The sequence below is a fragment of the Asticcacaulis currens genome (genome assembly GCF_028550395.1).
In the GTDB taxonomy this organism is placed as follows: domain Bacteria; phylum Pseudomonadota; class Alphaproteobacteria; order Caulobacterales; family Caulobacteraceae; genus Asticcacaulis; species Asticcacaulis currens.
Map to the genome: position 1 here is coordinate 200,952 of NZ_JAQQKW010000001.1, position 18,517 is coordinate 219,468.

The 18,517-nt window shown below is 51.6% G+C and carries 17 protein-coding genes; 9 read left to right on the forward strand and 8 right to left on the reverse strand.

Annotated elements, in window-relative coordinates; genetic code table 11:
* Nucleotides 1–115 precede the first annotated feature (115 nt).
* The 4 genes from rfbA to PQU94_RS00820 form a co-directional block, all read right to left on the reverse strand.
* Complete coding sequence (rfbA, locus tag PQU94_RS00805) at nucleotides 116–988, reverse strand: glucose-1-phosphate thymidylyltransferase RfbA (RefSeq protein WP_272739597.1); 873 nt, start codon at nucleotides 986–988, stop codon at nucleotides 116–118.
* Nucleotides 989–992: 4 nt separating this feature from the next.
* Nucleotides 993–1,892, reverse strand: a complete 900-nt coding sequence (gene rfbD, locus PQU94_RS00810) for a dTDP-4-dehydrorhamnose reductase (RefSeq protein WP_272739598.1) — start codon at nucleotides 1,890–1,892, stop codon at nucleotides 993–995.
* Between the two features lie 2 nt (nucleotides 1,893–1,894).
* Complete coding sequence (gene rfbB / locus PQU94_RS00815; RefSeq protein ID WP_272739599.1) at nucleotides 1,895–2,953, reverse strand: dTDP-glucose 4,6-dehydratase; 1,059 nt, start codon at nucleotides 2,951–2,953, stop codon at nucleotides 1,895–1,897.
* A 590-nt stretch (nucleotides 2,954–3,543) separates the two neighbouring features.
* Nucleotides 3,544–5,655 (reverse strand): M3 family metallopeptidase, encoded by a 2,112-nt coding sequence (locus PQU94_RS00820; protein ID WP_272739600.1) that lies wholly within the window; start codon nucleotides 5,653–5,655, stop codon nucleotides 3,544–3,546.
* 169 nt (nucleotides 5,656–5,824) lie between these two features.
* On the opposite strand from PQU94_RS00820, the gene PQU94_RS00825 reads away from it, so the two are divergent.
* Nucleotides 5,825–6,676, forward strand: a complete 852-nt coding sequence (locus PQU94_RS00825; protein ID WP_272739601.1) for a glutamate racemase — start codon at nucleotides 5,825–5,827, stop codon at nucleotides 6,674–6,676.
* A 169-nt stretch (nucleotides 6,677–6,845) separates the two neighbouring features.
* Nucleotides 6,846–8,177: a glycosyltransferase family 2 protein gene (locus PQU94_RS00830; protein ID WP_272739602.1), complete on the forward strand. Its 1,332-nt coding sequence runs from the start codon at nucleotides 6,846–6,848 to the stop codon at nucleotides 8,175–8,177.
* 92 nt (nucleotides 8,178–8,269) lie between these two features.
* On the opposite strand, the gene PQU94_RS00835 is transcribed toward PQU94_RS00830, so the two are convergent.
* The 4 genes from PQU94_RS00835 to PQU94_RS00850 form a co-directional block, all read right to left on the reverse strand.
* A complete protein-coding gene (locus tag PQU94_RS00835) occupies nucleotides 8,270–9,019 on the reverse strand; it encodes a class I SAM-dependent methyltransferase (protein WP_272739603.1) in 750 nt (249 codons plus the stop codon).
* Nucleotides 9,020–9,210: 191 nt separating this feature from the next.
* Nucleotides 9,211–9,879, reverse strand: coding sequence for an LbetaH domain-containing protein (locus tag PQU94_RS00840; protein ID WP_272739604.1), 669 nt, complete (start codon nucleotides 9,877–9,879; stop codon nucleotides 9,211–9,213).
* 46 nt (nucleotides 9,880–9,925) lie between these two features.
* Complete coding sequence (locus PQU94_RS00845; RefSeq protein WP_272739605.1) at nucleotides 9,926–10,675, reverse strand: ABC transporter ATP-binding protein; 750 nt, start codon at nucleotides 10,673–10,675, stop codon at nucleotides 9,926–9,928.
* A 10-nt stretch (nucleotides 10,676–10,685) separates the two neighbouring features.
* The gene (locus tag PQU94_RS00850) at nucleotides 10,686–11,468 is read right to left on the reverse strand and encodes an ABC transporter permease (RefSeq protein WP_272739606.1); all 783 of its coding nucleotides are present in this window, start codon (nucleotides 11,466–11,468) and stop codon (nucleotides 10,686–10,688) included.
* A gap of 245 nt (nucleotides 11,469–11,713) precedes the next feature.
* Here PQU94_RS00850 and PQU94_RS00855 point away from each other — a divergent pair, with 245 nt between their 5' ends.
* The 7 genes from PQU94_RS00855 (at nucleotide 11,714) to PQU94_RS18120 (ending at nucleotide 18,460) form a co-directional block, all read left to right on the forward strand.
* Nucleotides 11,714–12,802, forward strand: a complete 1,089-nt coding sequence (locus PQU94_RS00855; RefSeq protein ID WP_272739607.1) for a DegT/DnrJ/EryC1/StrS family aminotransferase — start codon at nucleotides 11,714–11,716, stop codon at nucleotides 12,800–12,802.
* Nucleotides 12,803–12,889: 87 nt separating this feature from the next.
* On the forward strand, nucleotides 12,890–13,129 hold the full coding sequence (locus PQU94_RS00860) for an acyl carrier protein (protein ID WP_272739608.1): 240 nt from the start codon (nucleotides 12,890–12,892) through the stop codon (nucleotides 13,127–13,129).
* A gap of 51 nt (nucleotides 13,130–13,180) precedes the next feature.
* Nucleotides 13,181–13,942 (forward strand): SDR family NAD(P)-dependent oxidoreductase, encoded by a 762-nt coding sequence (locus tag PQU94_RS00865; RefSeq protein ID WP_272739609.1) that lies wholly within the window; start codon nucleotides 13,181–13,183, stop codon nucleotides 13,940–13,942.
* Entirely contained in the window at nucleotides 13,939–15,336 is a 1,398-nt protein-coding gene (locus tag PQU94_RS00870) for an AMP-binding protein (protein ID WP_272739610.1), read from the forward strand. The genes PQU94_RS00865 and PQU94_RS00870 overlap by 4 nt, the downstream gene beginning before the upstream one ends.
* Before the next feature lie 4 nt (nucleotides 15,337–15,340).
* Nucleotides 15,341–16,441 (forward strand): LuxE/PaaK family acyltransferase, encoded by a 1,101-nt coding sequence (locus PQU94_RS00875; RefSeq protein WP_272739611.1) that lies wholly within the window; start codon nucleotides 15,341–15,343, stop codon nucleotides 16,439–16,441.
* An 8-nt stretch (nucleotides 16,442–16,449) separates the two neighbouring features.
* Complete coding sequence (locus tag PQU94_RS00880) at nucleotides 16,450–17,676, forward strand: acyl-CoA reductase (RefSeq protein WP_272739612.1); 1,227 nt, start codon at nucleotides 16,450–16,452, stop codon at nucleotides 17,674–17,676.
* Between the two features lie 28 nt (nucleotides 17,677–17,704).
* Nucleotides 17,705–18,460: a glycosyltransferase gene (locus PQU94_RS18120; protein ID WP_368407050.1), complete on the forward strand. Its 756-nt coding sequence runs from the start codon at nucleotides 17,705–17,707 to the stop codon at nucleotides 18,458–18,460.
* The last annotated feature ends 57 nt before the right edge of the window (nucleotides 18,461–18,517 follow it).

The following is an 18,517-nucleotide window of genomic DNA, read 5'->3' on the forward strand; positions in this document are numbered from 1 at the left end:
GACTTGAGTTCGTGCATCTGTGCCTCCTGTTGAGGCCAAGTTTTCACCGAATCCTAACAAAGCCTACATGCGTTAAGCGAATGCGAATATAAAGGGGGCGTCATGGCTGCCTGGCCTAGCGCCCTGATTGCAAGCACTTGCCCAGATAGCGCCCATATTCACTCTTGCCGAGGGCTTTTGCGAGCCCTTCCAGCTCCTCATCGGAGATATAGCCTCTCCGCCACGCGATTTCTTCCGGACAGCAAATCTTCATTCCCTGACGCTTCTCAAGCACACGCACGAACTCAGCGGCATCGAGAAGGCTGTCGGGCGTACCGGTATCAAGCCAGGCATAGCCGCGGCCGATCGGCTGCACACTTAGCTCTCCACGCTCGAGATAAACCCGGTTCACATCGGTGATCTCATATTCACCGCGCGCTGACGGGGCCAGATTGGCCGCAATATCGACCACCTGATGGTCGTAGAAGTAAAGACCCGTAATTGCCCAGTTGGATTTCGGCATGGCTGGCTTCTCTTCCACCGAGAGCGCTTTAAAGCCGTCGTCGAACTCAACGACGCCGTAACGCTCAGGGTCTGAGACCTGATAGGCAAAAACCGAGGCGCCTGACTTAAGCGTCGCGGCGTCCTCAAGCGTCTCGCTCAGGTTCGATCCGTAGTAGATATTATCGCCAAGGATCAGGCAGGAGGGCTCACGGCCCACAAAGTCTGCACCGATCATATAGGCCTGCGCCAGACCATCCGGGCTTGGCTGCTCCGCGTAGCTGAGCTCAATACCCCACTTTTGCCCGTCGCCGAGGAGCTTACGGAACAGGGGCAGGTCATGCGGGGTCGAGATGATCAGGATCTCACGTATCCCCGCCATCATCAGCGTCGATAGCGGATAGTAGATCATCGGCTTATCATAGACCGGCATCATTTGCTTTGAGACGCCAATCGTCATCGGATGCAAACGCGTTCCGCTGCCGCCCGCCAGAATAATTCCCTTCATAGCCTTACTCCTTCACCGGTGCCGCGACACCCGTCAGGCGCGTCAGGCAATCATCAAGTGACACACGCCATGGATCGAGGCGCAGATTATAAACCTCGGCCAGCTTCTCGCCGCTGAGACGTGAGTTGGCCGGACGTTTTGCCGGCGTCGGATAGGCCTCAGTCGGGATCGGATTGACCCTTACGGCCTTTCCGCCACGCAGGGCAGAACCTTCAAAGATCGCCTCGGCAAACCCGGCCCAAGTCGTCTCGCCTTGGCCTGTCAGGTGGAATATCCCGCGCAGCGCAGGATCGGGGTCGGCAACAAGCTTTTGCGCGATCAAAAGGAGGGCGCGGGCAATCTCCAGCGCATAGGTCGGGCACCCTCTCTGGTCGGCCACAACATTCAGCTCGTCGCGCGTTTCACCAAGGCGCAGCATCGTCTTGACGAAGTTGTTGCCGTAGGGAGAGTAGACCCACGCTGTTCTTAGGATGACATGGTTGGGCGTGGCCGCCGCAATCTGCGTTTCCCCGGACAGCTTCGTCATCCCGTAGACGCTCACAGGACCTGGGGCATCGCCTTCGCTATAGACGCCATCCTTGTCGCCAGAGAAGACATAGTCCGTAGACAGATGAAGGAGGGGTATGTTGAGCTCAGCCGCAATCTTTGCCAGCTCACCCGGCCCTTCACCGTTAATAGCCTGAGCGAGAGCCGCTTCACTTTCAGCCTTATCAACCGCCGTGTAGGCGGCCGAGGAGATGATTACGTCCGGCCGAGCCGCCTTCATAGGCCCAGAGAGGGTCTCAGGTTTTGATAAATCGATTTCTGGGCGTCCCACACGAATGATCTCAAGACCAAGGCTCTCACCTAAGGCCTGAGCAGCGGTGTCAACCTGGCCTTCCTTGCCTGTAACGACAATGCGCATTATCAGACCTTTTCGCTGAGTACGCCCAGACGCTCGCCCGTGTAAACGCCGCCACGCAGAGGACGCCACCACTGTTCATTGTCGAGATACCAGCGCACGGTCTTCTCAATACCCGTGTCGAAGTTTTCGCGCGCCTTCCAGCCAAGCTCCGTTTCAAGCTTGGTGGCGTCAATCGCATAGCGATGGTCGTGGCCCGGACGATCCGTCACGAACGTGATCAGTCGATCATGCGGGGCCCCTTTGGGGTTCATCTCGTCCATAAGCGCGCAGATGCGGTGGACCACGTCGATGTTCTTGCGCTCATTGCGACCACCGACATTATAGGTCTCGCCCAGACGACCCTTTGACGCAATCAGGTGCAGGGCCCGCGCGTGGTCTTCCACATAGAGCCAGTCGCGGATATTGGAGCCGTCGCCGTAAACCGTCAGCGCCTTACCCTCCAGCGCATTTAAGATGTTCAGCGGGATCAGCTTCTCAGGGAAGTGATAAGGGCCGTAATTGTTCGAGCAGTTCGACACTATGACAGGCAGGCCATAGGTACGGTGCCACGCCTTCGCCAGGTGATCAGACGCGGCCTTTGACGCCGAATAGGGCGACGAAGGATCATAGGGTGTCACTTCTTCAAACAACCCTGTTTCTCCGAGCGATCCATAAACCTCATCTGTTGACACGTGCAAGAAGCGGAAGTTCGCCTTCTCGTCACCTTGCAGGCCATTCCAGTAATGGCGCGCCGCCTCGAGCATGGTGAAGGTGCCGATGACATTCGTCTGCACAAACTCGCCCGCCCCAGTGATGGAGCGATCCACATGGCTTTCGGCGGCGAGGTGCATGATATGGTCAGGCTTAAATCCGTTAATGGCCGAGACCACCGCATCGCGGTCACAGATATCTGCCTGTATGAAGCTGTAATTATTGGCTCCCTTTACAGGCTCCAGGGAGGCCAGGTTGCCGGCATAGGTGAGCTTGTCGAGGTTTAAGACCTCCGCACCCACTTCAGAGACCAGATAACGCACAAGCGCCGAACCAATGAACCCTGCTCCGCCAGTTGTAAGTATACGCATAGCCCACCCCTTCTTGGTTACTCGCCGCCATTACATGACACGCGCTTAAAGCGCAACACGGCCAGCGCCTAAAATTACAACGCGATAAACATGTAATTCATCGAATCGGCGACATAAAAGCACGTATAATGGCCGTTGCCCTAGGCTGCATCCTCGTTTGAGTTAGCTCCGGCGGTGACCTGCCACCCATTTCTTGGCCACCCGAAACCAGAATTTTCTGGGAGCAGGTAACGGGAGAGCCGCGCGAAAATGCGCCAACCTCGTTTCGCCTTAGTTTTGGTCAAAACCCAACCAATCCATCGACGGCTATGCCATCGCCTTGGAAAACATGCTTGGCAATATCTAGATCGACGTTGCTACCAGCTTTCCGTGAGAGCTTTCCAGTATTGCAACCCTCGACAACCACAGTATTGCAGGCAGATACCGGGAGCGACAGCCGTTCATCCATTTACTTCAGTCGCATCAGTCATTCACTTAAATGACATTACGACAAGTTTCACAGGCGAAGTTTTTAGTTTTCTTTGTCAAATGTAAAGGTGTCGAAACTGGATTGGTTTTTAACATTTGGTTATGGAATTCCCGTCGATAATCTAGTCAAAACCGCGCGCCCTCATGAGCGCCGATGGATCGGCGTCACGACCGCGGAACTGGCGGTACGCATCCGCTGGATCTATCGTGTTTCCGACGCTCAGGATGTATCTCATCATCCGCCCGGCAACGGTCTTGTCATAAAAACCGTATGGCGCCGCAGCAAAGGCTTCAGAACAGTCGGCTGCTACAACATCCGCCCAGACGTAGCTGTAATAGCCCGCCGAATAGCCGTCCGATGAGAAGACATGGGCAAACTGGGGCGTGCGATGGCGCATGACGATTTCCTTCGGCATACCGAGCTTTGTCAGTTCGTCACGCTCAAAGGCATCCGGATCGATATCGGCATCGCCGGCCAGATGCAGTTTCATATCAATGAGGGCCGAGGACAGATATTCCACCGTGCCAAAGCCCTGATTAAAGTTATCGGCCTTTTTGATCTTCTCCAGAAGGGCAGCCGGCATAGGCGCCTTCGTCTTATAGTGCAGGGCGAAGCGCGACAGCACTTCAGGGGTCGACAACCACCGCTCATTCACCTGAGAGGGGAACTCAACATAGTCCCGGGCAACAGAGGTACCCGACAAAGAGGCATAGGTGACATTTGAGGACAGGCCATGGATGGCGTGGCCGAATTCGTGGAAGAGGGTCGTTGCGTCATCCCAAGACACCAGAATGGGCTCGCCGGGCGCAGCTTCCAGGAAATTCGAGTTGTTAGACACTATAGGCATGATGAAGTTCGTCCCATCGCGTGACTGGCTTCGATAGGCATTCATCCACGCGCCTGAGCGCTTGCCCTTGCGAGCATAGGGGTCAAAGTAGAAAAGGCCGACTACCTTCCCATCTCGAGAGACTTCATATGTCGTCACGTCCTCATGGAAAACCGGAAGACCTTCGACTTTTTTGAACATGAAGCCGTAGGTCTGTCCCGCTGCCCAGAACATGCCTTCCACGAGCTTATCGAGCTGGAGATAGGGCTTGATTTCATTCTCGTCGAGATCGTAGCGCGCTTTCCGGACCTTTTCTGCATAGAAGCGGTAATCCCAGGGCTCAATCGTGATGCCCGCCTTTTCCGCGTCGGCGACCTTTTGCATGTCAGCGACTTCTTCATGCACCCGCTTGACTGCCGCAGGCCACACCGACTCCATCAGCTTCATGGCATTTTCAGGGGTCTTCGCCATGGCGTTTTCCACCCGCCAGTGCGCGTGCGTCGGATAGCCGCGCAGCCGAGCCCGCTCAAACCGGAGTTTGAGGATCTTCCTGATCAGGGCATTGTTATCCCATTGATCCCCGTTGTCGCCGCGGTTTACGAAAAGCCGCCAGACCTTTTCGCGTGTGGCGCGGTTTGTACAAAAAGTCGTAACAGGCTCCATAGCCGAGCGGGTATTGGGGATAGCGTAAAGGCCTTCCTTGCCTGCTGCTTTTGCCGCCGCGGCGGCTGAGGCCAGGAAGCCCTCGGAAAGCCCCGGCAGTTCATCCTTACCAAGATAAAGCACCTGCTCTTCGTCATGAAGCAGATTATCAGAGAACTGATTAAAGAGCGTTGAGAGCTCTTTGTTGATCTCGGCAACGCGCGTTTTGGCCTGTGGTGAAAGGGCCGCGCCTGAACGTACGAAGCCGTTAAAGGTCACCCACAGCAAGCGGTCCTGCTCAGGCGTCAGCTTCAGCGAGGCACGTTTGTCGTAAACGGCCTTTATGCGCTGGAAGAGTTTTTCGTTCTGGTTGATCTCATCGCCAAAGGCCGCGAGCTTCGGGGAAAGACGCTTGGAAATGGCCTGCAGGTCAGGGGTCGAAAGACCTCCACTCCAGACGCCGTAAAGCGTTGAGACCCGCTCCATCTCCGCACCGGAGGTTTCAAGGGCCACAATGGTGTTCTCGAAGCTCGGAGCCGCCTTGTTCTGCGTAATGGCCGTCACTTCCGTCCTCTGGGAGTTCATCGCGGCATCAAACGCCGCCTCGAAATCCTCGATCCTGACCTTATCGAATGGTGGCACACCCCCGTATGGACCCGTCCAGGCGTGGGTGAGAACATTTTCACCTGCGCCTGCAAGCGCCACCCCAGGCATCAGACTTGCTGACGTCATCAGTCCCAAAACCATACGACGATCCATTTCCATCGAGTGCTCCCACAAAGAAATCACGATGTTTGTACGCCTGACATCGCAAAGTCCGTTCCAAGTGCAATCATCTAAGCATGCACCCTTGCTGGCGACAAGGGCGCAGGGCTATAGACAGGTCCTCACTTCACTGCGACAACATCGTCGCATTTGCGTATGGGGTTATAGGATGGCTATCGGTGTCTTCGATTCAGGCGTAGGCGGATTGAGCATTCACCGGGCGCTCGTGGATCGGATACCAGCGGCTGACTTCATCTATCTCGGCGATCAGAAGCACGCCCCCTACGGAGAACGGTCGGGCGAGGAGATTGTGGAGCTGACACGGCAGGGCTGCGAAACCCTGTTTGACGCGGGAGCCTCTATCGTAGTGCTGGCTTGCAACACTGCATCAGCCGTGGCATTGCGGCGCCTCCAGTCGACTTGGTTATTGGATTATCGTAAAACCATAGGCCGCCCCGTCAACGTGCTGGGTATCATTGTGCCGACAATTGAAGCGGCCACCGGCTTGCCCTGGGAGCACGAAGCCGAACGTCGCGGGGCAAAAATCGAAAACGTTGATGTGCTTGGCATCTTCTGCACGACAGCGACGGCTCGTTCGCGTGTTTACGAAATTGAAATCGACAAACGCAGGCAGGACCTCGCGGTGTTCACCGAGCCTTGCATCGGATTGGCCGGGATGATCGAAGCCGGAGCGAGCGAGGAAAAACTGAAAGCCGTCGTTGAAAGCCGCGTTCAGGCACTGAAAACGCGGATAGGACGATATCCCGACCGAGCCATTCTGGGCTGTACCCATTACGAAATCATCAGCGACTTATTCAAGGCTGCCTTGCCGGCGGGAACTCCACTGATTCACCAGCCTTCGTCCGTCGCAGATTCTCTTGAGCGCTACATTGAACGGCACTTTGAGTACGACGTTGGACAATCGGCTAAACGACGATTTTTGACCACCGGCCAACCCGGCCCGCAGTCGGACATTGTCGCTGCGTTTTGGGGCGAACTGCTCGCATTTGAACGTGTGTAGCTTACGCCAAAGTCAGTTCGACAGAATTACAGGAAGGATAAAGATTATGAATTTTATTAAGAATTTTTCAGAAAATGTCAGCATGCGCTATCCAACCCATTACTGCTATCTGTAGCTGATTTATAGACTCATCAGCAGCCCGGGTCAGCAATTGGGAACGATGTCGCAAATGTCTGTATTTATCACTAAGCCGCGCAATGTCGACTTATCTTCTGACATGGGGCAAGCACTGAAGCGGGGGCGCGCAGAACAACCGGAGCCACTGCTGCCTGGCGAAGATACGTTTTGCCTAAATGGGCTTTACAAAGTCACATGTGACACTGGTAAAATTGAAATAGAGCTCACTGAAAAAGACACACTTGAGCGGACCGTTGCTTACGCAAGCCCTGAAGGACAGTATATAATATTACCGCCCGGCCGATACAGTATGCATTACCGACCTATCGGCGGTGCACGCCTGCACCTTCAAGCGTTATCCAAGCTGCAAATCGCCAAGGTTTATCTGGATAAAGCCTTAAGTCTGGGGTTAAACCCAGCGAGATGGAAGTCCGCTTGGCAAAGTCAACGTGCGAGCCGCCTCCGCGCGGTAAGCATAGATACAAATAAACACCGCCCCAATTTTGACTCAAGTAATAATATTTCGGGCCGATCTACAGTCATACATGCAAGCGAAAGGAGCCCAGAGCCTGTATCAATTATAATTCCAACTAAGATAAGGTTCGATTTACTTGACGAATGCATTAAATCAATTCGGAAGATCAAGGGAGTTAATTACGAAATCGTGATCGTTGACAATGGCGCCGTAGACTCCAGAATGCTTGATTTACTTGCAAGGGCATCCGATTCACCCGACATCCGTGTTTTTCGTTATGACACTCCGTTTAATTTCTCACAGCTGTGCAACTTCGGCGCACAACAGGCTCGATATGAATGGCTTTTGTTTTTGAACGATGACGTCGAAGCTATAGACGGAACTTGGCTCAGTCAGATGTGCGCGTACGCCCTAAACGATGAAGTAGGCGCCGTTGGCGCCCGCCTACTCTACCGATCCGGCGAGCTTCAGCACGCAGGAATTGCCACAAACCTCCTACCTGGTCCGAGCCACCCGTGGCGTAAAGCGGACAAAACAATCTGGAGCACCCATCCGTTGATCTCTACACCAGGTGAGGTCGATGCTGTCACTGGCGCGTGTCTTTTGGTGAGCCGCGCTAATTTTGCAAAAATAGGCGGTTTCGACGAGGTGCGTTTTCCAATAACAAACAACGACGTCGATCTATGCCTCAAGCTTCGCTTGCTTGGCCTTAAAATAGTTTATGTTCCGCAGGCCACCCTTTGGCACAAAGAAAGCCAGTCTCGCCCCCATGACGACACCCCAGAACAACAAGCGCGGCGATCAGAAGAACTGAAAAAATTCGTAGAGTTGTACCCCGACTTTGCTAGACGCTCGGTTTTCTACCCGGACAACCTGCGAAGAGATACAGAAGATGCCAGGCCGATATAGAAAGAATGCCAGATAGCCCTGCCCAGATTGACCGGGCTGCGTCCCTCATCAACGAATCTACTGCAATCACATTCGTCCAATTGAATTGAAAATTAAGCTCGCAACCCGACGAAAACACCTCTTTGTTGCGTTGCGTAATAACCATCCTTCATGGATGAAATTATACCGTCGTGTATCCAGTCGAACTGTTCGAATACAATATTGAAACCGACAGCCTGCAATTGGCTGAGAATTGCTGCCTTTGTGAGCCAGAAAGACTTTTTATTCTTCCACGAGGTCCATTTAAAATTTTCTATCTCAGCTAAGTCTTCACTATCATGTTCGGCGTACCATCGACCTGGTAATCCTTCATTCTCTGTCATTGGCGACAAATTAAATGGCGACCCATCCGCTTCAGTTGCGTAGTGAGTATGGATTATAACTACATCTCGGGCGTTTTCGCCCATGAGTCGAATAAATTCAGCGGGCTCAGAAAGATGATACAAGAGTCCAGAACAGAAAATGGCATCAAAAGGGCCGTGTTTACCTAGGTTCCAGACATCATCCTTAACAAAATTCATGTTGGGGTATGATGTTCCATTGGCGACGCGCATACAGTTATCATAATTTGACTGCCTAACTTCGATCCCAGTTGATTGCATGCCAAGTCGAGCGAATTCAAGCGTATACCCCCCCTCAAGGCAGCCAAGATCGGCGATGGATTTTCCCGTAATGTTTGCACGATAATATAGGTTTAAAACTCTTGCCGCAGCCAGAAGCCATGGGCTATCTTTAATATACCACCCAGCGTCTGGAAGCGTGTCGGTGCCGTCATCCAAACGTATGTTATGTGCTGTAAACATAGTTTACTCCCATCAACGATCGGATGATCGGATCATATAATCGGATCATGGGCAAGGGCGCATGCCTCACGCTCCGACAAATCCGCCATATCAAATGATTTCACATGGCAAAATTGAGGCTGGCCCTGCAAAGTACTGGCAGCCATTAAGATAGACAACCAATGACCCAATAGATCCACATAACTCAATTCTTAGTCGAGATTTACGCGCATCATGACCCGCGCCTTCGCGGGATTTCCGTGGATTATAGAGCCCGCATCGGCTACTTTCGCGAAAATTGAGCCCGCAGAAAGTTTGCTCATGTCTCCGATTTTTGCTCCAGGGGATAGCGCGGCATGACTACCAAGAAAACAAGCACGACCTGTAACCGCGTTCCCATTCAGACACGCATAAGGAGACAAAGCGGTTGCCGAGCCTACGGATGCGTCGTGACCAACACTCGCATACGTATTCAAGAGTGTGCTGGCGCCAATCGTCGCGCATGGCCCGACGAAGGTAAATGGGGCCAACACAGAGCCTTCACCTATATTGGAGCTGCGATCGACGACTGCGGATGGATGGATAAGTGTGTAGAATCCAAAATTCCGCGTTTTTAACTCATTGTGCAGACGATAACGTAAAATAGGATCGCCAATTCCAATGACAAATTCAAACGCGTCAGGGTCAATGTCGTCCAAACTGCGAAATACTGACGCGCTTGGTTCTATGCGTTTAACATCATCAGATCGTACACAAAAGGCTTCAGGCACGAAGACTCCAGCAAAGGTTGCGCGATTCGTGCCTGTACGCTCGATGTCCTTGAGATAGGAGACGACCTCAAGGGCTAGTCCGCCACCACCATACACAATTATCTTTTTCATTTGGTGACATCCCCCTTGCGACGCTTCGATATAGGAGCGGATAAATCTAAGCGGGTGCTCTCTTGTCAAAATCCCAGCCGGTTATGGAACCAAAATACTTTTGAGAGCCGCCATCTAACACCAACAGCTTGTTGCACACGGCTTGAGCTAGGTCATGGGAATGAGTTGCAAGTACAAGGCCTCTTGACCGCCCAACAAGATCATCCATCCTTGCTTTCGCCTTCTGAATAAAACCAGCATCGCCTGTACTTAGCCACTCATCAAAAAGCATTATGTCGGGATCAAGAGTGGTGGCTACTGAAAATACGAGCCTTGACGCCATACCGGAAGAAAAGGTCTTAATCGGGAGTTCGATGAAAGATCCCAGCTCAGAGAAGGCAATTATCTCCTCCATCTTCGCCATAATCTGTTTTGTTGTCAAACCACGCATTCGCCCCATTACGATGATGTTCTCGCGCCCAGTTAGATTGGCATCCAGTCCGAGGCTGATATCAATCATAGATGAGATGCGACCGTTTGTGATGGCTCTCCCCTTCGTCGGCTCGTAGATACCGGCAATAACCTTTAGAAGGGTCGTCTTCCCTGAGCCGTTATGGCCGATAATAGCCAAACGGTCACCCTCTTGCATGGAGAAATTGATACCGCTCAGAGCTTGAACGTGAATAACATCACTTCCGTCTCTCAGCAAACGCCCCCCCACCGAGAAGTTTGCCATCACATTCCGGATCGACTGTGCCTTTACCGAGTAAATAGGGTAAACCAGCTCTACTGACTGCAACTCAATAAGATTTGTCATTTTAGTGCACTCAAATCCAAAAGGCAATTTTACCGCGGTTCAGGCTAAAGAAAAGAGTCCAGAGCGCTATACCAACCCCCAAAGTTACCAATGACAATTGCCAAGCTATAAACGGAGCCGCATTGCCTAATAGGGGTGCTCGCACAATTTCAAGCAGGCCATAAAACGGGTTTGCGTGCACGATGTAGGAACGCCATCCGGATACACTCTCAGCATGCCAAAAAACAGGCGTCAGAAAGAAAATAATCTGCGACATAAAAGGTAACAAGAAACGGAGATCGCGAAAACGCGCTGCGGCCATGGATGCCATGCTACCCCAGAAAAACATAGTACCCGACACGAGAACTAATGCTGGCACGATTTGCCAGTGGGGCACTACGAACTGCCTCAATATTAACACCGTGATATAAAAGACCACAATGTTATGTATAAAAACAACAAACGTCCTGGAAATGCCTTCGAACGTGTAATACGTGTAGGGATAGGCGTGGTTCTTGATTATGTTTGCAGCCTGCATGAACGCTTCGGGCGCGTCTGTAAGTACGTACCCCATCAGCGCAAAGCAAATAATACCAGCCATAGTGTAAGGTAGCATCTTGGCCAGATCGACCTGCATAATGCCCCCCATCACAATCGCTAGTGCTAATGACGTCGCCACCATTGCGCCTGAGATCCATAGCGATCCGAGGAATGTACGCTTATATTTAGCCGAAACCTCGTGGTAGGCCTGATAGAGCCAAACATGGTAGAGTGACAGCCCGCGCTTCAAATCAAGTACCGATTTGCTCAGCATAAAAACCTTCTTGAAAACATAATCTGAGTCGCCCCATGTCGGAGCACACCCATTAAACATTCTATTTGGAAAAGGCCACAGTTTTTATACAGCGCCTAAAAGTTCCTCTCGCGGTAGGCGGCGGCCAACATACTCTTGCCAGAGGCACCTATTTGCAGATATGGGCATTTTTAAGTTCAGCTCAATTGCACTCTTTTGCGACCTGTCTGCCCCTAAGTCCGCACAGAATTCCCAAGGATAATTAGATGCCTATCACAGTCACGAAGCCGTTCTTCCCCCCACTTGAAGAATATCAAGCGCTACTAGCAAAGATCTGGGAAAATAATTGGCTCACAAATCAGGGGCCATTTGCACAAGAGCTTGAGGCACGACTTAAAGAGGTCCTGTCGATAGACAACCTTATTTTTGTGAATAATGGAACGATTGCTATACAAATAGCTCTCAAAGCGCTGAACTTATCGGATGAGGTCATAACCACCCCATTTAGCTACGTAGCTACGACGTCGAGCCTGGTATGGGAGGGCTTCACGCCGGTCATGGTCGACATTGACCCCGAAACTCTCAATATAGATCCCAGCCTTATTGAAGCTGCAATCACAAATCGGACAACAGCAATCCTTGCAACGCACGTTTTTGGAAATCCATGCGATGTAGACGCCATAGAAGCCATCGCGCGCAAACATAATTTAAAGGTCATCTACGATGCTGCGCATGCGTTTGGCGTGAAGTATAAAGGCCGCTCTCTGTACTCCTACGGCGATGCTTCAACGGCAAGTTTCCATGCAACCAAGCTATTCCACACAGCTGAAGGCGGCGCGATCTTTTTTCGGGACGTTGCTGATCTGCAGACCGCGTCGAAAATGCGAAATTTCGGCCACACCAGCCCGACGACTTTCGATTGTGTTGGGATCAATGGGAAAAATAGCGAGCTCCACGCAGCGATGGGCCTTGTAAATTTGGGGTATGTGCCGGCCATCATTGCTGAGCGGAAGGCAATTTCAGAACGATATGATGCTGAGCTCTCGAAGGAGGTGACACGTCCGCGGCTCACAGTTGGTTGCGACGTCTATAACTATGCATATTATCCAATACTTGTGCGAGACGAACCCACTCTGGAAAATGTCATACGGACGTTGGAATCAGATGATATCATCCCAAGACGTTATTTCTATCCGTCACTAAACGACCTCCCCTACTTGAACGGCGACAGTGCAGATGTCCCTGTGGCAAAGGACATAACCAAACGCATCCTTTGCCTGCCACTTTATCCCACGCTTGATGCAGACGAGCAGGCTCGGGTAGTTAAAGCGGTGAACAGAGCGGTACAACCGTAAGGGGCATTGCGCGTCGTAAAGATTGACGCCGTTCTGAGGCCTGATATATGGACACGTATTTTCTGACTAGCAAGGGTTAACGAAAAAATGCTGCAAGACCGTCTAATTAAAGCCTTTTCTGAGGGCCTTGAGATTTCCAAGGATCTTGTGACAGACGAGCTGTCCTTTCAAGGCATTCAGGAATGGGACTCCGTTGGTCACATGACACTAATCGCGTCGCTGGAGAGCGAGTTCGATATCATGTTCGACACCGATGATGTAATTGACCTTAGCAGCGTTGCCGTAGCAAAGAAAATTCTTGAAAAATACGGTGTTGGTCCATTCTAGACCTTACACGCCCTATCGTAGCACGCGCGGATTCTTTTGTAGGGAATATCTATGTCTCAGAGCACCGGTCAACTGGTAGGCAAGATTGTTTTGATTACCGGAGCGGGCCGGGGAATAGGCAGAGCATGCGCGCAGTTATGCGCCGAACAAGGTGCCCATGTTCTAGTCAATACCCGCACACAGGACACAGCAGACGCTGCAGCTCTGGAAATCAGAACAGCAATTCCGCACGCTCGGGTCGATGGGATAGCATTCGATGTCGGCGATACGGCTGCAGTTAAATCTGCATTCCAAGCAATCCATAGGAACTACAAACGCTTAGACGTTCTTGTCAACAACGCTGGCATATTGCGTGATGCGCTCGTTGGCATGGTCAGTGAGTCCCTGTTTGACGAAGTCATGCGCACCAATTTCGGTGGCACATTTTACTGTGCGCAAATGGCAGCACGGCTGATGGCACGTCAGTCTTCCGGTTCAATAATTAATTTGAGCTCAATCATTGGCCGCTACGGCAACAGTGGTCAGGCGGTGTATGGCGCGAGCAAAGCTGCTGTGCTTGGCTTAACCTATTCTTTGGCAAAGGAGCTCGGACCAAACAACATTCGAGTCAATGCCATTGCTCCGGGTTTCATTGAAACCGACATGACCGCTTCATTGCCAGAGGCTAAGCGTGATGACATTATGCGCGGAGTGAGGATGAACCGCATCGGAAAAGCGTCGGACGTCGCTGGGGCCGTTCTGTTCCTCTCTTCGGACTATTCCGCCTATGTGACGGGTCAGGTTATCGGCGTAGATGGTGGGATGATTATATGAAGGAGTTAGCGTCCGCCTTGTCCCTCTACGGAGACAAGGTGTTAGCGGTCGACGATTTTGGGTCGGTTCTTACCTACACCCAGGCATCACAGGCGGCTCAGAAGTGGCGCGCGATGCTTGGAGAAGGTAAAAAACTCGTTCTTCTGCTATGCAGAAATACGTGTCCAGCCCTTGAAGCCTATATTGGTCTTGTTTCAGCGGGATACGCGACCATGCTTATTGGGGCTGATACCGCATATCAAGCACTCGAGGACATCAAACAGCGCTACCTACCCGACGTTATCATTATCCCAGATGATAATCGGCTGAGTGTGGAAGTGACCGATGTTCCCTCTGAAATGCCGGTGCACCCTGACGTAGCCGTACTGCTTTCAACTTCTGGCAGCACCGGTACACCTAAGTTTGCACAGTTTTCGCATAGCGCTTTGTATGCTAACGCGGAGGCGATAAAAACGTATCTAGCCTTGACATCTCAGGAGCACCCGATGGTGCACCTGCCAATGCATTACTCGTATGGCATGAGCGTCATCAATAGTCATATCTTGGCCGGCGCAACCCTTATTCTATCAGAGAAATCGGTTATGGAGCCTGGGTTCTGGGCCAGGATGAACCAGGAAAATGCAACCTCTCTTTCGGGGGTTCCGTTCCACTACGAAATACTGCTTCGCTTGGGGGTTGACCGAAAAGCGCCCGCATCACTTAGAACGCTCACACAAGCAGGTGGTAGATTGGCTCCGCAGCATGTCACCCGTGTGGCGGAATTGGCCCAGAGTAAAGGGTGGCAATTCTTTGTGATGTATGGGCAGACAGAAGCAGGCCCCCGCATCAGTTATGTGCCCCCCGAACACATAGTTGAAAAGCCCGGGACGATAGGCCGACCCATTCCCAACGTGCAGATCGAATTGCGCGACGACACTGGATCGGAGATTACAGCGACAAACGAGGAAGGCGAAATGGTTGTACATAGCCCATCGATTATGATGGGCTATGCGCAGAATCGCAGTGACCTTAACAACGGCGACACCTTAAAGGGCCGGCTGGTGACCGGCGACCTAGCTAAGCGGGACGAAGAGGGCTACCTGACAATTACAGGACGCAAAAGTCGTTTTATAAAATTGCAGGGCAACCGCATCAGTCTTGAGGACGTTGAACGCCGCCTCGACGAGGCCGGGCACAAAGTTGTCTGCGTAGGAGAGGATGACCGTCTGTATGTTGCTCTGGAGGGCGCTTTGGAGACGGAAGGCACCCGCAACGCGATAGGCATCCTCTTTCAGTTCCCAATTCGCTACGTCAAAGTTGTTTCTGTTGCGCAGTATCCGCGCACATCATCAGGAAAGCTCATGTACAAGAGGCTTTATGAGATGATTTCCGAACAAATATCTTTAGCCAGGTGACCAGATGCTTCACAGCTCGCTTACGCTTCAAGAACAGGTCAATGACGTCTATGAGATGGCGAAAGCTGAAAAGCGAGAGCATCTTGAGTTAGAATTAAATCGGTTAACTCGTCGTCACTATGAATGCTGCAGACCTTACAATTCTATTTTGTCGGCTCGCGGCTACAGTCCTGAGGACACCAAGTCACTAGAGGATATTCCATTCCTGCCAGTTCGCCTGTTCAAGACGAACAAACTCAGCTCAGTGGTGGATGAGGACATTATAAAGGTTCTTACCTCTTCCGGCACCACTGGACAGCAAGTTTCGCGGATCTATTTGGACAAAGAAACGGCCTTACTGCAATCTTCGGCTCTTATCAGGATTATGCAGAATTTTCTGGGTAAGAAGCGGCTCCCCATGCTTGTTATCGATCACGCGAGTGTAATCAAGGACCGAAATTCGTTCTCTGCTCGTGGTGCGGGGATCAGAGGTATGGCCAATTTCGGTGCCGACCTCACCTACGTTCTTCGAGATGAGGATATGTCCCTCGATTTTGAAGTCCTGGAAGCTTTTTTAAAGAAGCACAAAGGCTCACCTATATTGATATTCGGCTTTACCTTTATGGTCTGGGAGTATTTTGTACAGCCTCTATTGAATGCGGGCAAAAGTCCAGATTTGAGCCAAGCCATACTTATCCACTCCGGCGGCTGGAAAAAGTTAATAGAAAAAGCTGTAAGCAACGAGACTTTCAAGGCAACCCTTAAACAGGCGGCCAGAATCGAACGCGTGCATAATTTTTATGGAATGGTTGAACAGGTTGGGTCCGTGTTCGTAGAGTGCAATCATGGGAACCTCCACACACCCGCACACGCCGATATTCTAATCCGCTCTGAGAAAGACTGGACCGTTTTGCCTCCAGGGGATGAAGGGTTGATACAGGTTCTCTCAGCTTTGCCTCACTCCTATCCAGGTCACTCTCTCTTAACCGAAGATCGAGGGATTTTACTTGGCGAAGACGACTGCACTTGTGGACTAAAAGGGAAATATTTCAAGGTTCTCGGCCGCATCGCTCAAGCCGAAGCACGAGGGTGTAGCGACACGCATGATAGAACCGAGGCTGCATGAGCGGGCTAATGAACTCCAAGACGTCAAGTGATGTAACGGTTGTTTGCCCATTGGGTGCAAACCTTGAACAAGTCTACACGCAACGGGCCTGGTCTCCGTTTCGCGCAGAGGCCATCAACTTTGTTCAGGACCTGTCAGGATCCATATTACGCAGCTCCCGTTTTCGGAGATATCCAGAGCTACTTGCTTTTGCACATGAGATGCGCAAGAAGCGATTGCTGGACCTGGTAGAGTCCATAAAACCTGCCACACACAACGGGGTCCTACGTGGTCGGGGCATTGCCGTGCATTTTGCACCGGCGAATGTTGATACGATTTTTCTCTATTCACTCCTCCTTTCATTGTTGGCTGGCAACGCAAACATAGTCCGCGTATCCAACAAACCGAGTGAACAGGTCGGGGTAATCATAGACGCTATAAACGCGTTGCTCTCAGAACCTCGGCATGCGTTGGTTCGTGAGAGGATCGCACTCGTAAGATACTCGCACGACGAAGAAATTACTCGTCGGCTAAGTAGCCAAGCCGATCTCCGTATCATCTGGGGTGGGGATAAAACTGTAAACTTGATCAGGTCTTTGCCGATTAACCCTCTCAGTCGAGATATCACGTTCCCAGATCGTTGGTCACTGGCCGTCTTCGATGCAAACTTCTATTTAACGGGCAGCGAACAGAACGAAGTCGCCCGTCAGTTTGCAAACGACTCCTTCTGGTTCGCCCAAATGGCATGCTCTTCGCCCCGGCTTATAATATGGCGTGGCCGTGAGGACGAAAGACAGGAGGCCTCCCGTATCTTCTACGAGAACCTCCGGATCGAGTCACACCGTCATGCAAACTTTCTTTCGTCAATTGATTTCATGAATAAGCGCGTCTTTGAAGATCAAACGGCAATTTCGACTAATGTCAACATACGCTCAATGGCCGATAACTTCGTCAGTGTCCTTCATACTACCCTCTCGAGAATGCCGGACCTTGCTAATCACTGCGGTGCAGGCCTGTTTATCGACGCTGCCGTGACTGAATTGAGCGAGCTTACGGCTATCCTAGATAGAAAGGCGCAAACAGTTGTCAGTTACGGCGTAAGTCGTGAAGATTGGTCTATGTTCCTCACCAGTGGCACTGGCACGTGGGGTATTGATCGTATAGTTCAGCCTGGTGAGGCCCTATCATTTGGGCCAATATGGGACGGCATGTCTCTGATACGCGAATTCACCCGCGAAACTGTCATCCAAGTATAGTTGGCATAACTTAGCTTCGGGAAGCGTGATGGCAACATCGTCAGTTAAGAGGCGCTCAGCAAAAATACTCCAAAGTGACGTGACTGTTGTGCTGATAGTAAGAGATTCGGAACGATACGTCCGCGACTGCCTGCCTACGCTAATCAGCCAAAGACAAGTTCGGTGGAGCGTCTGTATCGTCAGTGATAAATCGACTGACAGTACACTCGACATCATTCGATCGGTCTTTAACCCCGATGGTCAAGGCGTAGCGTACTTATCTCGCAAAGGCGCGCTGTCGAGCTCTAGAGTTTTCCTTGACATTCTGAAGACGCTGCAAACTCCTTATATCGCTTTTATGGAGTCCTTTGATCGGTGGACGAGCCCAGTTACGCTTTCCACGCAGATTAAAGGGCTTCAACACAATCGCAATGTCCTGATCTCGCTTTGCAACGCTTTTGAATACGATGAAGCGACAGCTTCATACCCATTGTCGTTCCCTGAAGGTCTAATATCGCAAAACTCGCTAACAGACGCATTAAATGCGGAGTATGCGCCTCATTTGTCTTCTTTAGTAATGCGACGAGAAGCAATTAGCCTGCTCGAAGATATCGAAGTTCCGACGCTGTTGGCCGCCTGCGCATGGGTCCGCGCTTTTAACTCCGCTCAGCGGTTGATCGTCCCTTCCGCTTTATCCGTGCACGTCCGGCCACTGCCGGAAATGTCCGGGTCGCTACCATCGATCACACTTCTCCATGAGGCATACTTAAAGTCGATAAAGACTCAAACCTCTCAAACCCCTTAGAAAGCGCATCCGAAATTTCTGAATATTTAAGGCTTTCTGTAGAACGCGAACGTTTTC